This window comes from Listeria monocytogenes ATCC 19117 (assembly GCF_000307025.1).
GTDB classification, from domain to species: Bacteria; Bacillota; Bacilli; order Lactobacillales; family Listeriaceae; genus Listeria; species Listeria monocytogenes_B.
Genome location: NC_018584.1, coordinates 2,156,194 through 2,171,512 on the forward strand (window position 1 = coordinate 2,156,194; position 15,319 = coordinate 2,171,512).

A 15,319-nucleotide genomic window follows, 5' to 3' on the forward strand; every position below is an offset into this window, starting at 1 on the left:
GCGCTTTTTATATATCTTCCAGCAATAATCCCGGATTCGCATTCATATCAAAACCACTACGTTTTCCTTGTAAGAAACTCACAGTCCCTGCAGCAGCAATCATTGCCGCATTGTCTCCGCATAAGGCTAATGGTGGAATAATCAGTTCTGTCTCTGGAAGCTCTAGTTTTACTTCTTGAATAAGGCGTTCTCGTAAACCTTGGTTCGCTGCCACGCCTCCCGCAAGAAGCAGTTGTTTCACATCGTATTGTTTAGCAGCACGAATCGTTTTGCTTACTAAAACATCCACAACGCTTGCTTGAAAACTCGCCGCCATATCGTTTGGATTTGGCTCCTCACCACGCTGCCTTAAATTATGAAGCGTGTTAATAAAGGAAGACTTCAATCCACTAAAACTAAAATCAAACGAACCCTCATCCATCATCGCTCTTGGGAAATGAAACGTATCTTCGCCGTCTTTGGCAAGTTTATCAATTTGCACGCCGCCTGGGTATGCGAGACCAAGTGTACGTGCCACTTTATCATAAGCTTCACCAGCTGCATCGTCCCTTGTCTCCCCGATAATTTCAAACTCATTATCTGCTTTCATTAAAACTAGTTCAGTATGACCGCCGCTGACAACTAATGAAAGTAGCGGAAATTTGAATTCAGTTTCAAAACGATTTGCATAAATATGGCCAGCAATATGATGCACGCCAACTAAAGGTAAATTGTGCATAAAAGCGAGCGTTTTAGCCGCATTCACACCGATAAGCAGCGCACCAACTAGACCTGGACCTTCTGTCACAGCTATCCCGTCTAAATCATCCATCGTCACATTTGCTTGTTTTAAAGCTTCTTCAATCACAAGCGTAATTTGCTCCACATGATGTCTTGATGCGATTTCAGGAACTACCCCGCCAAATCGTTTATGGCTCTCAATTTGAGAAGCCACCACACTCGATATAATTTCATTGCCATTTTTTACAACAGAAGCAGCTGTTTCATCGCAGCTAGATTCTATTCCAAGAATTAATGTATTTTTTTTCATAAGTCCACCCACATCACTAGCGCGTCTTCTTTCGTATCCGGATAATAGTTTTTCCGAATGGCGCCGTCTTGAAATCCTAATTTCTTATAAAGCCCTTGTGCTACATCGTTGGATACGCGAACTTCTAACGTCATCCGAACAACTCCACGCTCTTTCGCAACTCGAATCATTTCTCGCAAAAGCGCCTCACCATAATGATTCCCTTGATAATCTGGATGAATCGCAATATTCGTAATATGTCCTTCATCTAAAACGAGCCAAACACCCGCATAACCTACTACTTGTTCCTTATATATCGCAAGTAAATAATAGGCGTATTGGTTAATAATAAATTCATTCCGAAAAGCTGCTTCCGTCCAAGGTACCGTGAATGCTGCATTTTCGACATTCATAATACTTTTCAAGTCAGTCACGGTTGCTTCCCGAAATAATAAGGCTTCATCCAAACTCACTCGGAACCCCTCGATTCCAACCATTTGCTCTCCGCTTCTGCCAGTTTTAAATAATCAGGAACAAAGTTGTCTGCCGGTTCTCCGTCTAAATTCTCTGCCAGTTTTACAAGAGAACTAGCTCGTGAGTAAGTATAATCTGCCTGCGCAAAAACCGCCCGCTCACCGAGGACTTCCGTCACAGTCACACAAATTTGTTCTGTTAAGGTTCCGACAAATAAAATGGGCTCCTCGCTAGACAGGAATTGTTCTAGTAATTCAGTTAACGCAATATGTCCGTCCGCGATAACACTCTGCATTTCACCTTCGCTTGCTTGATAAACGCCCGCATATACATTACTACGGCGCGCATCCATCAACGCGACCACTTTTCCAGGAAAGTACAAACCATTCTCTGCTAAAAGTGCCAAAGAGGAAATCCCGACAATCGGAATCCCTGCATCCCAAGCCATTGTTTTCGCAACTGTTACACCAATACGAAGCCCGGTATAAGACCCTGGACCTTTTGCTACAGCAATCTTTTCTAAGTCAGTAGGTTTTACTCCACATTCTTCCATCAAAACAGCAATCGCTGGAAGCAACCGCACACTATGATTTTTTTTCAAATTCGTTGTATATTCGCCGATAACGACACCTTCATTAAAAAGCGCTATCGCCATCGTATCGGAAGACGTATCCATCCCAAGTATCATTTCCCAAAAACCTCCATTGCAAGTTGCTCATATCTTTCTCCAACTGGCTTCACAACCAATTTACGCGTATTCTCATCTATATGAAAAAGCTGAATTTCCAAGTATTCTTCTGGCAAATCTTCGCGAACAAACTGCGCCCACTCAACCACGCTTACACCTGCTCCGTAGAAATACTCCTCCAAACCAAGTTCATCCGCCGAAGCATCTTCCAAACGGTACACGTCCATATGATAAAGTGGCAAGCGTCCTTTCTTATATTCACGAATGATTGTAAATGTCGGACTTTTAATCATTTGCGGAATCAAAAGACCTTCACCGAGACCTTTGGTAAAAGTAGTTTTACCCGCGCCGAGATCACCTTCAAGCAAAATCACATCTCCAGCTGTCAATTGTTCACCAAGTTGTTTTGCGCGAAGCCTTGTCTCTCTTTCACTTGTCATTATCAATTCGAATTCCATTACCTCACCCGTCCATCATTTTCTCTACATATCATACCACAAAGCCGCGCCAAAATAAAAATCAAAAAAACGCAACGACCTAAGTCGCTGCGTCTTTCGATTGATTAATAATTAGTTCCACTTATATCCATTCCGCCATACATTTTTGCTGTTACATCTGTGATGATTTTATTTAGCTCTTCGCTAGAAATAACTTCATCTTTTGTAGGAAAATCTTCAATTGGAACAAATTCTTCTGCTTTTGTTTTCACCGTAAAGCTAATAGACTCAGGAGCGCTCGCATCAGATTTATCTTCTATTTTTGTTTGAAGAGTAAGTGTATCTAAGCTGTTCTCTTTTCCTGATTTTACAGTAAGTTTATTATTAATTAAGTACGTTTTATTTTCTTTTAATTCTTTCGCAGCATCTGTTAAACTCGATTTCATTTCTGTATACGTGGAATCAAAATCTGTTACTGCATCTGAACCTTGGCTTTCTGCAATAACTTTAAGATCTGCTTTTACTTTTTCATCATCCATTAATTTAGCTACTTGGTTCATCAAGTTCGCGATATCGGCGTTTTTAATCGTAACGCTAACAGTACCATCATCCGCTTCTTTAAAACGATCTTTTTCTAAGCCCGTGAAATAAGTATCAACTAATTTTATCGCTTTTTTGTTTAAATCTTTCGTCGCTGCTTCAATTTCTTTCGTATCTACAGCTGTTTTTGCCTCTGGTTGATCTGTTAATGAACTGGTTAATTCTTCAGTACTAAGATATTTATTTTTTAGATCAGGGTAGTCGGTGTTAATTTTAGACCACATACCACCAGTCGCTTGATCTAAATAACTAAGTAAAGAAGCATCTGGCTCTACAATGGTTTTAAGTGGAATATAGGCATTTCCCGTTTTACTATCTACTAAAAAATCTAAATCCATTGAAATTGGTAGTAAGTTATTCGTTGATGTTACATTGAATTTTGCTTCTGATTTGTTTGCTTTCTTGTCAGTTGATGTTGTTACAGAAAGCTTAATGTCTTTTAAAATCCCCATCGTTTGAGCACTTGGGTCGGTGCTTGAAACATTGATATCATTTACAGCAAAAGAAGTTGTATATGTAGATTGATCAGGTACATTCATCCCATTTTTCATTGTTTGAACAAATTTACCTTGTGGTGTTTTTGCTGCTTTTTCTTCCGCGCTTTCCCCACAAGCGCTGATTACTAATACTAAAGCTAACAAAATTGATAATAAAATCCCTTTTTTCATGATTCTCCTCCTAGGTGATTAATACATTAAAATTAACACACTTTAAGGTCTGAAAACAAGAGAATTTACAATAGTTCATTAGTCTGACACAAATTCCTATAAAAAAAGCGTTCCTTTTAGAAAGGCCCGCTCGCTTTTATTTTGGAGTCACTTTTAAAGATGTAGCATTTTCAGATACTTTTCCAGGGGCGGGTGAAGTAATATTTGAACCTTGTGGAAATACAGCTCTAACAGTATCTTCCTCTTTGATATCAGCAAGTTTCATTGCTTTTCCAGTGGTCGCATTTGTTACGGCAGTATTGCTACTCACTGTAATCAAGACTTCACTTGCGTAATTGTTTTTTTCACCACTCCACGTTAATGTCCCATTGACTGTCAACTCATTATTATTCTCTAACAAACTAGTATCCGTTACTGTTCCGTCAAGGACTAAAGCAGGCACTTCTGCTTGATTACAACCCGCTAAAAATAGTACCACTAGTAAAACCGGCAATATTACCTTTTTAAAACCTGTCATCGCTCTCTCTCGTCCTCTCTGAAGCTTATCGTTCTTTCTAGCATAGCATTTAGCAGAAATACAGGCAATTGTTTTCTTGTTTCTTAAACAATTCTTATACACCAAGCATCAAACCGAGAAAAGCAGCTATTAAGCCAAACACATAGGTACAACCTAGATAAGAAAATAATACACGATAATTCGTCTTCCATTTTAATTCCATACTTTCCACTTTAAACGTAGAAAAAGTCGTATATCCTCCCATAAATCCTGTACCTAAAAAAAGTTGCCAAACCGGTCCAAGAGCAGAGGAAACAAGAAAACCTAATAAAAATGAACCAGTAATATTAATAAAAAAAGTCGCAAAAGGAAAGTTTGTTTTCCATTTACTTTTGACCAATACAGAAATTCCATATCGTAGCATCGCACCAAGAGCCGCTCCAAATCCTACAAGTACGAAATTAACTAACACGATGCTCACCTCGATTCAAAAGCTTATTGCTAAGCATCCGCCCAAACTTCACCATAATAAGCCCACCAATGAAACTAGCTAACACATAGCTAACCGCAAATAACCATGCGCCACTTTGCACTAGTTGAATTGTGTCTACACTAAAAGCCGAGAAAGTCGTAAACGCGCCAATAAAACCAGTCCCAATCCCGTTCAAAATTACCAATGAAATACGAGATTTTTCTGCCAAAAATTGCATAAGAAAAGCCAACAAAAAACAACCTATTAAATTAACTGCTAATGTCGCAGAAGGAAAATCCCCGCCACCAAGCCACAAGTTCATTGCATATCGGCACATACCACCTAATGCGCCAAAAACCCCTACATATAAAAAATACATCTCCAAGACCCCACTTCACAAAAAAACTACCCTGAAATATTTGTATTCCGGGCAGTCGCCTTTGTCCTATTTCTACTATACTATAACGCAAAACATTCCAATTATTCAACTCACTGGAAGTCGAAGGATGGTCTTCATTTTTTCTGGGTCCACTTTACGCGGATCACTCAAATAAATTTCGTGGTGTTTACGAACAGCCCCTGTATCATTATGAAGTCCTTCTGTTTCCATGAATTGGTGCATTTCCGCGACCGTTTTCACTTCTTCACTAAAAGGGCCAATATGCATCATCTGCACACATTCTCCTTCTTCAAAACGAACCAATTTTACGTGACTCGTATCAAGATCAGGCTTTTTCTTCTTAGCAACCTCTTTCGCCCATTCCAACACTTCTTCGGTGACAAAGTCCGGTTGTCTAAGAATGGATGTCCAAAGCCACGCATCTCTATCCTTTAAATCAAACCTCTCTTCAGACCACCAAAAACCTTCCAGCGGCGGTACAACAAAATCCGTGTAACCATCCAGACGCGTCTCGCCCATCTTGCTCATTTTAATCGTGTACGCAATCGCATAAAGAGACTGCACTGCTTTTTGATACGCCTCACCGTCCGGATCACCTTTCCCATCCACCATCAAAAAATTCATTTCCGGAACAAAAATACGCTCTGGCTTCCTTTTAGGCGCGTAGAATTTCTTCTCTTCTTTTTTAAAATCAATTTTCTTTTCAGTCATTTGAATTCCTCCTCGTTCATCCAATTCGGCACTATCCTTTGAAAATTATCGTGACTAGCGACCGTCTTTGCTGCATAATCCATCAACTTTTTAAAATTACGAGATTCATTTTTTGCTGCCCAATTAACAGCCGAAGTAATATGCATCGCCGTGTAAAGCGCGTAAAGATTCCAAAAATCCGTAACTTCTTCTTTATCAATATAGCCTAAAATATTTCCTCGTGCAAAAGGTATACTGACCTCTGTTGTAAAAAAGCCGATTTTAGCTAGATCAAATAAAGGATCGCCGAACTCTAACCGATTAAAATCAATTAGCCCCACAAACTTTTTGTTGTTTAAAATAATATTCGCTGGATGAAAATCTCCATGTTGTAAACAAATCGGTCTATTTTTTAATCTAGCTATATTCTCATTAACAAACTTTTCGGTGTCTGTTAAAAAAAAAGCTGTTATTTCTAATTCTTTTAATTCCTTCACTTTTCGTTCAAATTTAACCGTTTGAAAATCCAACCAGTTCATTTTTGGTATAGCAAGCGGAATTTTATGAACTTCTCGTAAAATTTCCCCTGCTGAAAAACCAGCTTTTAACTGTTCTGAATGAGATAAACGGGTCATGCCAATTTCTGCGTCTTCGCCTCGCAAATAACTAATAATCATATAGCCTTCTCTTTCGATAAAGCCGAAATCATATGCTTTTGGAACAAATGGAGTTTGAGAATCTAATGCTTGGATTATTTTAAACTCTTGCTCCCGTTCTTGAAGTAAATCTATAGGAAAAACACGAACAAGGTAAGTTTCATCCACCTGGTATTTCCTATCAACAGAAAAGCCTTTGTTTATTTCCGAAATCACTTTCGCATTATGCAACATTTTTAGTTGTGTCACATCCATAATCAGCTCTCCTCCTATAAATTCACTATTCTTCATTATACAAGAATACGCTTACTTTTTTCCAATTATCTTCGTAGAATTTGTTGACAAAATAACAGAATCAATATTATAATTAGTTTTGCTACGCATACGCGGTCGTGGCGGAATCGGCAGACGCGCTAGGTTGAGGGCCTAGTGGGGTAAAACCCGTGGAGGTTCAAGTCCTCTCGGCCGCATCAATAAAAAAATTCCAAGGTTAGAAGCTAACCTTGGAATTTTTTTGTATTTTTAATATCTTCTATAAACAAATAACCCGCTAACTACGACAATAAGCAATCCTATAAAAATTGTTGAGCTATTTGAACTATCGCCCGTTTGTGGTAGAGCAGTAATTTTTGTCGTTTCTCCACTTACCTTCACCACTGTACTTCCCTTTGTTGGAGTCGGTTTTTTAGGTACCATTATTTTATTATCACTAAAAGTAATATTAATAGTTTTTTGAGGGTTAAATGGTATCGTTACGCGAATTTCTTTGGTTGATTTTTCAAAGCCAGGTGGTGCTGTTGCTTCCGTTATGACATAAGTTCCGGGTTGTAAGTTTTCAGCAAGAGCATAACCTTTACTATTTGTAGTTACTTTTTTTAATGTCGTTCCATCTGTTGACTTTACGTCGAAAACGGCATTTGCTAGACCTTTTTTATTCGCTTCATCTTGTTTAAAAATAGTAATTGATCCTGTTTTCTCAACGTTTTGAAAAGTGAGTTTGACAGGATTTGTATCGCCGTACGTGATAGTGAATGTTTTTGGTGTTGGGTTCTTCTGATAACCAAGAGGTGCTGTAACTTCGGTTGCTGTATACTTCCCTGGTGACAGCCCTTCCGCTGTCCCTGTACCATTTTGACCAGTCGTTATTTTCGCCACTTCTGATTGAGAATTATCTTTAATGGCATAAACCGCTCCACTCAGCGCCTTATCTCCTGAAAATTTTTGAATTTCCACTTTACCATTCGTCGTTATTCCCGCATCCATATCAAAATTCTCACTTTTTAAATTAGGTACATTTACTGAAGCTATCCCTGTTTTATCTGGCTTGGAATTAAGCGTCGTATCATTGCCTTGATTTGCTTTTGAAAAAATAAAATCATTATTCGGTAGGGTAAATTTCACTTGATAGTCCCCCGGCAAAACATCTGTGAATAAATAAGAGCCGATATTATTCGTGGTCGCACTTTCTTTAAACACACCATCTTTCGTTAATAAATCTACCTTTACGAAAGGAGCAGGTTCTTCGCTATCTTGTTGAATACCATCCCCATTAAAATCGTACCAAACAACATCGCCAATTTTTGCGCCATTTACATTAATATACAACTGAATATCATCCAAAAAATTTCCGCTGGTAAGTGAGCCACTTGCTGTTGAAATAGGATTGAAAGTTAGCCTTGTGATAGTCTGTCCTTCAGGCACTATATAATTCCCTTCAAAACTCCCCCATGTTTCTCCATCAGAAACTCGCGACACTTCGGTTTGACTTTCTGGTGAGCCAATAAGTAAATCAGCCGTGTCTACCCCCATGCGCCCCCGGTGTGAGAACTTCCAAGTTAAATTGGAACCTGGGATTGTCCGAATGTCTTGATAAACTGGACCAATACCATCCGAGTTTAATTCAATAAAATTGTTTCCAGAAAAAGCAGGCACATTGTATCCATTACCATTTTGCCATACTTCAATATTCCCAGTTGGATTAGTTGTTCCCCAGGCCTCTACACCTTTTTGATTTACTTGCCAAACATTTGTCGTACCAGCATCTACACCATAATCCTCGATATCAACATCTTCAAAATCATTATTTTTAATGGCCCATTTTAATTGCCAACCATTTGAAGATGTTGGAGAAGCTTGCACTTTTTCAGAAGTGCTCCCAATAATAAGTAAGACAATTAGAATAAACAAACTACCTATTAATTTTTTTTGCATGCTTTCTCCCCCTTTTTCGCCCTAAACCTAACACCTTTAATTACCCGCAAAAAAGCAAAAGAAAACAGCCAGTATAACAACTAGCTGTTTCTAATATTAAGACAAAATATCGTATGCCATTTTATATTTCGTTGATTTGGCGAAATGTTTACTTGCATGCTTTTTCACTCGTTCAATTAATGCTGGATCATTTGATGCGTTAATTTTTTTCAGTAATTGTATCATTTTCTTTTCATAACTTACTTGCTCATCCTGTTGATATAAAAGCAATATTTCGGTGTATTCCATAAAGTAATTCAGTTCTTGTACTCGCTCAACTACTGTATTCATCAGCCCCATTAATGAAGTTGCTTCTTCAACAAAACCTTTTTCCGCAAAAATAACCATCAGTTCTGTTATAACAAGGTAATCGTTGTTGTTAAAGCTTATATTAGTCGTTTTGTAGGCCATTATTTCTTTATACAAACAGGTTATTTTTTCATGAAATAGCGTCTCATTTCCCTCAATATTTTCAATTTCTGCCATTTTTAACTGAACGACGAAATAATAGATTTTTTTAGCTTCTGGATATTTGGAAAAGTACTTTTGTGCTTGTTTAAATCTGTATTTTGCCTCACCAATAAAGCCAATTTGAAAATAAATGTAACCGTAGAAATAAAGAATAGAGACAAAACGTTCCTGCTCTTCATCCTTTATTAAATCCCACGCTTGCTGGATATGTCCAAGTGCAGGTTCATAAATACTTTGGCAAATATAATTAATGCAGATGCACACATGAAAAACAGTGAGAAAATTTTTATTATCAGTGAGAGCAACACACTTTTCCCAGTACTCCACTGCTAATTGATAATTACACGTTGCATGAGAATGTTTTACTGCCTGACCGTAATAATAGTAGGAAAGCAATTGGGGCGGGAAAGCATTTTCCACTCGTTTTTCTGCGTTCTTTAAATATTTAGCTTCCACTTCTTCCGCTCTTGAAAATTTCCAAGTCTTGTAATAAAATGCCACCTGTAAACAATAAAAGCTAAGTTCGACAGCTGGTGATTCGTGCTGCAGCTCTACATTTTCCGCTATTTTCTTTAATCTACTTTCTATTTCTTTAGGATTAGAACAAACCAATAGTTTAAAAATCTCATCCAATTCTTTCAAAAGTGCTCTATTCTCTTCATCTTCGCTCATCAATAACACTTCTTCCGGTATTTCTAACCTTCTTGCTATGTGTATCAACGTTTCCAAAGAAGCAACTTTAATACCATTTTCTATATTTGCTAAATAAGGCACAGAGATAATTCCTTGCGCTACGTCTTTTAATGTCAGCTGTTTCTCTTTACGAATATTTTTAATTCGCAAACCGATTAAGTTCATGATGTCACCGCCGTTTTTTCAATATTTTCCTCTTAATTATAAACATTTCGAAATGGAAAACAACTACTTTTTCCAGCTACTTTTTTGCTTTCATTTTTATATTTTCTAAAAAAGCTTGTTAAATTAGCTTTTTTAAACTACTAACCTAAAGCGTTCGCCCTTACATAGAAAACGTTTTAGATCAAAAAAAGCATGATTGCTCTTGGACCTAAAACGTTTTGTTATATTTGCTCCTGTATAGCTATTTTGAAAAAAGCTTCACTAATTTGCCATAATCATCGCTGTGGATTTTTTGTTGTCCGGCATAGGTGAAATAAAAATTTTCCTTTTGAATTCCTAAATTTCACCTAATACCGACATTTTATTACTTCTTAGTTTGCTCCCACATGCAAACTACTCCGTTAATAAAACAACAAGTTTTATAGACTCTATCCCTTATCGAATCTATAAATTTTCTCTACACATTCCCTTTTAAAACCTGTCTACGCAAAAACGGAAACGTAGATTTTCATTTTACCATTCAAATTCAATTAATCTCTAAAAAGGAAAATTCATCTTACTTCCACCTTTTTCAAGTCCATATTTAGTATTAATTTCCTAAAAAGACGAAGATATCATCTATCTTTGTCTCATTTTTATTTAAATAGAATATGTTTTTTCTTCATATAGAATATGATGGATGCTGCTACAATCATTTCTGAAATTGGAATTGCTAGCCAAACGCCCGGGATACCAATGATTGGTGGCAACACTAATAGGAAGATGACCATGAAAATAATCTCACGCGATATCGTTATCCATGTAGCCATTTTTACCTTGTCCGATGTTTGGAAATAGGTCATCATAACAAAGTTGAAGCCCATGAACAGATAAGCTGTATAGAATAATTTGATACCGTTACTTGCTAAATCTTTAATTTCCGGGCTAAAGTTCCCGAACATCGAAACGAGCAAGTTGGAACCGAAGAGACCAACGAGCAAAAAGCCTACTCCAGTGCTGAACGCTACCATAATCGCAATTTTCAACGTTTCTATTTCTTTTTGTCTAGCTTTCGCGCCCCGATAATAACTAATAAGTGGTTGAATCGCGGACCCCATTCCAAGGAACAGCATCAAAATCACACTGTGCGTATAATTGAGTACCGAGAACGCCGCCACACCAGCAGTCCCAGCAATAGCCGCAATCGAAATATTATAACCTAGCGTAAATACAGACACCCCAACTTCCGCTAAAAAGCTCGGTAAGCCAATTGCTAAAGTTTTCTTAAAAAACGCTTTGTTCCAGTCCACTTTGACAAATTTTAAACGACTTGATTTTTTGAAGAAATGGGTAATTAAAATGAGTACACCGATAATGATTGCAATCATCGTAGCAAGCGCAGAACCCGTAACGCCCCATTCGAATACAAATAAGAATAAATAGTTCAAAATAACATTACTGATTGCTGTTACAATAAGCGCAATCATCGATAAATTAGGATCGCCATCGTTACGTACAAAAATACTTAAAATATTTTCTAGTGTAAGCGCAAATCCAAATACGAGCAGGATATTCATATACTCGAGCACATAACCAATCGTATCATCATTCGCACCTAAAAAATAAGCTAATGGTACTTTAAAAATAAACGCTATAATTCCAATAATAACAGTGATTGAAACAACAGCTAGAATCGCATTGGTGAAAATCGTTTGAGCTTTCGCGACATTTTTCTCCCCGATCGCAAAGGAAAATTGAGTCGCAGCACCAATCCCAATCCAAATAGAAATCGCTGTAAAAATCGTAAATACAGGCACCGCTATATTTATGCCAGCCAGCGCCACTCCGCCGAGCTTATGCCCAACAAAAATTCCATCAATCACAATATTTAAAGACATTAACAACATTCCCACTAAGGAAGGAATTAAATATCTAAAGTAAATCTTTTTAACTGAATCTGTTTCTAAAATTTCCATATTTTTTGCCATACTACACCTCTAATTCAAAGCTTTTAGCGTAATTCCTCTCCAGAAAATTTGCCATAAAGCTGTGATTTTCTTTTCCGTTCTTTCTGGGTCGTTCACGTACACAATGTCTACGATAACTGCGTCGAGAATTCCCATATAAGCTTCTTTCATCGTTTCCACATCTTGCATTGGAATTAACTTTTGCTCCATCCAATTGCTAAATAAATTAGTAAATTCATGTTCCATTTGTAGCACATTCTCGGTAATATCTGCTTGGACCACTTCATACAAATGCTTCGGCGGATAAAACCCGTAACGCAACCAAAATTGATAGGCCTCGTCCGTATCGTATAATTCCTTCACACCAAAAAGTAAACTAGACAAAACAAGATCTGGTCTGGATAAATCACTATCCCGAAGTTTTGCCCGGTAGTAATCTATTTCTGTTGATTTCGCGTCCTTCATAATGGATAAAAACAAATCATCTTTATCTTTAAAATGAGAATAGATGGATTGTTTCTTCAGCCCCACAACCCCTGCAATATCAGCAAGCGATGTTCCTTCAAAACCGTTATTAGCAAAAAGTGTCAGTGCAGCTTGTTTGATTTCTTCTTTTCTCATCATTCCACTCCTCTCGCAAAAACTGACGACCGTTCGTAAGTCATTCTCTCACGAAAAAATTTCTTTGTCAACAAAAAAATCCACTCTAATAAAAGAGTGGATTCATGGATTTATTTTTCTTCTAAAAACTCGCTAATCAATTCGTATGTCTCATCGGTCGCTTCTGAGTTAGTTGTCATGAAGCCATGTGGAACTTTTTCAAAGCGTTTGGCAAATACTTCTACGCCGGCGTCTTTTAATTTCTTCGCATATGCTTCCCCTTGATCTCTAAGTGGATCAAATTCAGCAGTCGCAATAAATGTTTTTGGTAGTCCGACTAAATCTTTGCTACGTATTGGTGCAACGAGTGGATCGTATTTACGATCGCTTGCATTCGCAATATATAATTTAAAGAATTTATCTAATGATTCTTTCGTAAGCACATAGCCTTCTGCAAATTCATCCATTGAAGGATAAAGAACAGACGCATCACGACTGAAAATATCTGTCGCTGGATAAAGTAAAATTTGAGCAGTGATATTTGGTTTACCTTTTGATTTAGCAATTTGAGTCACAACGGTTGCTAAGTTTCCTCCTACGCTATCTCCTGCAACGATAATGTCTGAGGATTTAGCTCGCAAGCTAGTACGATGATTTTGAACCCATAGTAGCGCGGCATAGGCATCTTCCACTGCTGCTGGGAATGGATTTTCTGGAGCAAGTCGGTAATCAACAGTAACAACGCGAGCGCCTGTTGTTTGAACAAGTTTTCTGGCAATCGCGTCATGCGTTTGCAGTCCGCCTAGAACAAATCCGCCACCATGATAGTAAACGATAATTTCAAAAGGTCCGTCTTCTTGCGGCGTATAAATTCTAATTGGAATTTTGCCAGCCGGGCCATCAATTTTTTTATTTTCAACATCGCCAATTTCGATATCTTTTGCTGAAGGTAATGCTTTTGTCGCTAGTCTCATATATTTATATCGCGAATCTACGTCGGATAATGGTGAAGTGTTTTTCACAAATTTCTGTGAAGCTTCATCTAAATTCTCCAGTACCTCGGGATTATATTCTTTTTTCCCAACCGCTTTTTTGTAAATAAAGAAAACGATTAATAATGGAAGTAGAATGATCCCAGCAAAACCGATAGCGATCCATTTTATTGTATTTTTCACATTCGCTCAACTCCTTCAATATAACTTCATTAACAAGTATAGCAGTTTTATGAACAGGAACCAATTTATTACTATTTGAAATGATTATTTTTATTTAAAAATGTATTTTTAAGCATAATTATGAATAATCCAAAATAAAAAGGTTGATATATAAAAGCATCAGTGTTAATATAAATACAAATGTTTGTATATTTATGAATAGGGGATGTTTACAATGGCGAAAGAAAAAATCGTATTAGCTTACTCAGGTGGGTTAGATACTTCTGTGGCAATTCAGTGGTTAGTAGAATCAGGTTATGAAGTTATTGCATGTTGCTTAGATGTTGGTGAAGGCAAAAATTTGGATTTTATTAAAGAAAAAGCCATTACTGTTGGAGCAAGTGAATCCTACACGATTGATGCAAAAGAAGAATTCGCGGAGGATTTTGCGTTAATTGCCCTTCAAGCCCACGCATATTATGAAGGAAAATATCCGCTTATTTCCGCTTTAAGTCGTCCGTTAATTGCGAAAAAATTAGTAGAAGTAGCTCGTCAAGAAGGTGCCTCTGCTATCGCTCATGGTTGTACTGGTAAAGGAAATGACCAAGTTCGGTTTGAAGTAGCGATTCATGCACTTGCTCCTGATTTAAAAGTTGTTTCCCCTGTCCGTGATTGGAAATGGTCTAGAGAAGAAGAAATCAATTACGCCAAAGAACATAACATCCCTGTTCCAATTGATTTAGATAATCCTTTCTCGATTGACCAAAACCTTTGGGGTAGAAGTAACGAATGTGGGGTGCTTGAAAACCCATGGACAACACCACCAGAAGCAGCTTACGACTTAACAGTGAGTTTAGAAGACGCACCAGATACACCAGATATTGTTGAAATTACGTTTGATGCTGGTATTCCAATTTCTCTAAATGGAGAAAATATGAGCCTAGCAAATTTGATCCTTACTTTAAATGAAATTGCTGGAAAACATGGTGTCGGTAGAATCGATCATATCGAAAATCGTTTAGTTGGTATTAAATCACGTGAAGTATATGAATGTCCGGCCGCAGTCACTTTGATTACTGCACATAAAGAATTAGAAGATTTAACTTTTGTTCGTGAAGTGGCACATTTCAAACCTATTATCGAACAAAAAATCAGCGAAACAATTTACAATGGCCTATGGTTCTCACCTTTGACAGAAGCATTAGTTGCTTTCTTAAAATCCACGCAAAAATTCGTGAACGGAACGATTCGTGTAAAACTGTTTAAAGGCCATGCCATTGTGGAAGGAAGAAAATCACCAAATTCGCTTTATGATGAAAACCTAGCGACTTACACGTCTTCCGATACATTCGACCAAGATGCAGCAGTTGGTTTCATCAAGCTTTGGGGATTACCAACGAAAGTAAGCGCAGAAGTTAATTCAAAAGTGACAATAACAACTGAGGTGTAA

Annotated in this window: 16 protein-coding genes and 1 tRNA gene; 2 read left to right on the forward strand and 15 right to left on the reverse strand. The window is 37.5% G+C overall.

The features are described 5' to 3' along the window. Positions 1–7: 7 nt before the first annotated feature. The 10 genes from tsaD to LMOATCC19117_RS10660 form a co-directional block, all read right to left on the reverse strand. Positions 8–1,030: a tRNA (adenosine(37)-N6)-threonylcarbamoyltransferase complex transferase subunit TsaD gene (gene tsaD / locus LMOATCC19117_RS10615; RefSeq protein ID WP_003731356.1), complete on the reverse strand. Its 1,023-nt coding sequence runs from the start codon at positions 1,028–1,030 to the stop codon at positions 8–10. Beyond that, positions 1,027–1,482 carry a ribosomal protein S18-alanine N-acetyltransferase gene (rimI, locus tag LMOATCC19117_RS10620; RefSeq protein WP_003740738.1) on the reverse strand — a complete coding sequence of 152 codons (456 nt, stop codon included), beginning with the start codon at positions 1,480–1,482 and terminating at the stop codon, positions 1,027–1,029. The genes tsaD and rimI overlap by 4 nt, the downstream gene beginning before the upstream one ends. Beyond that, on the reverse strand, positions 1,479–2,171 hold the full coding sequence (gene tsaB, locus LMOATCC19117_RS10625; protein ID WP_003724505.1) for a tRNA (adenosine(37)-N6)-threonylcarbamoyltransferase complex dimerization subunit type 1 TsaB: 693 nt from the start codon (positions 2,169–2,171) through the stop codon (positions 1,479–1,481). Before tsaB ends, rimI begins: the two co-directional genes overlap by 4 nt. Then, positions 2,168–2,629, reverse strand: coding sequence for a tRNA (adenosine(37)-N6)-threonylcarbamoyltransferase complex ATPase subunit type 1 TsaE (gene tsaE, locus LMOATCC19117_RS10630; RefSeq protein ID WP_003724506.1), 462 nt, complete (start codon positions 2,627–2,629; stop codon positions 2,168–2,170). The genes tsaB and tsaE overlap by 4 nt, the downstream gene beginning before the upstream one ends. A gap of 104 nt (positions 2,630–2,733) precedes the next feature. Further along, entirely contained in the window at positions 2,734–3,879 is a 1,146-nt protein-coding gene (locus tag LMOATCC19117_RS10635) for a hypothetical protein (RefSeq protein ID WP_072219545.1), read from the reverse strand. 133 nt (positions 3,880–4,012) lie between these two features. Next, on the reverse strand, positions 4,013–4,393 hold the full coding sequence (locus LMOATCC19117_RS10640; protein WP_003740741.1) for a hypothetical protein: 381 nt from the start codon (positions 4,391–4,393) through the stop codon (positions 4,013–4,015). A gap of 94 nt (positions 4,394–4,487) precedes the next feature. Then, entirely contained in the window at positions 4,488–4,844 is a 357-nt protein-coding gene (gene crcB / locus LMOATCC19117_RS10645) for a fluoride efflux transporter CrcB (RefSeq protein WP_003724509.1), read from the reverse strand. After that, entirely contained in the window at positions 4,834–5,223 is a 390-nt protein-coding gene (gene crcB / locus LMOATCC19117_RS10650) for a fluoride efflux transporter CrcB (protein ID WP_003724510.1), read from the reverse strand. Before crcB (LMOATCC19117_RS10650) ends, crcB (LMOATCC19117_RS10645) begins: the two co-directional genes overlap by 11 nt. A gap of 105 nt (positions 5,224–5,328) precedes the next feature. Beyond that, on the reverse strand, positions 5,329–5,955 hold the full coding sequence (locus tag LMOATCC19117_RS10655; RefSeq protein ID WP_003724511.1) for a GyrI-like domain-containing protein: 627 nt from the start codon (positions 5,953–5,955) through the stop codon (positions 5,329–5,331). Next, positions 5,952–6,845 (reverse strand): aminoglycoside phosphotransferase family protein, encoded by an 894-nt coding sequence (locus LMOATCC19117_RS10660; protein WP_003731360.1) that lies wholly within the window; start codon positions 6,843–6,845, stop codon positions 5,952–5,954. The genes LMOATCC19117_RS10655 and LMOATCC19117_RS10660 overlap by 4 nt, the downstream gene beginning before the upstream one ends. Positions 6,846–6,976: 131 nt before the next feature. On the opposite strand from LMOATCC19117_RS10660, the gene LMOATCC19117_RS10665 reads away from it, so the two are divergent. Continuing rightward, positions 6,977–7,060: transfer RNA gene (locus tag LMOATCC19117_RS10665), tRNA-Leu, on the forward strand. Between the two features lie 52 nt (positions 7,061–7,112). Here LMOATCC19117_RS10665 and LMOATCC19117_RS10670 read toward each other — a convergent pair. From LMOATCC19117_RS10670 to LMOATCC19117_RS10690, 5 genes are all read right to left on the reverse strand, one after another. Continuing rightward, on the reverse strand, positions 7,113–8,801 hold the full coding sequence (locus LMOATCC19117_RS10670) for a SpaA isopeptide-forming pilin-related protein (protein ID WP_003744320.1): 1,689 nt from the start codon (positions 8,799–8,801) through the stop codon (positions 7,113–7,115). Positions 8,802–8,897: 96 nt separating this feature from the next. After that, entirely contained in the window at positions 8,898–10,169 is a 1,272-nt protein-coding gene (locus tag LMOATCC19117_RS10675) for a helix-turn-helix domain-containing protein (protein ID WP_003728359.1), read from the reverse strand. Positions 10,170–10,804: 635 nt separating this feature from the next. Then, complete coding sequence (gene fepA / locus LMOATCC19117_RS10680) at positions 10,805–12,136, reverse strand: multidrug efflux MATE transporter FepA (RefSeq protein ID WP_003728358.1); 1,332 nt, start codon at positions 12,134–12,136, stop codon at positions 10,805–10,807. A 9-nt stretch (positions 12,137–12,145) separates the two neighbouring features. Further along, positions 12,146–12,736, reverse strand: coding sequence for an efflux pump transcriptional regulator FepR (gene fepR / locus LMOATCC19117_RS10685; protein ID WP_003724516.1), 591 nt, complete (start codon positions 12,734–12,736; stop codon positions 12,146–12,148). A gap of 110 nt (positions 12,737–12,846) precedes the next feature. Beyond that, a complete protein-coding gene (locus tag LMOATCC19117_RS10690) occupies positions 12,847–13,890 on the reverse strand; it encodes an alpha/beta hydrolase (RefSeq protein ID WP_003724517.1) in 1,044 nt (347 codons plus the stop codon). Positions 13,891–14,104: 214 nt separating this feature from the next. On the opposite strand from LMOATCC19117_RS10690, the gene LMOATCC19117_RS10695 reads away from it, so the two are divergent. Beyond that, a complete protein-coding gene (locus LMOATCC19117_RS10695) occupies positions 14,105–15,319 on the forward strand; it encodes an argininosuccinate synthase (RefSeq protein ID WP_003724518.1) in 1,215 nt (404 codons plus the stop codon).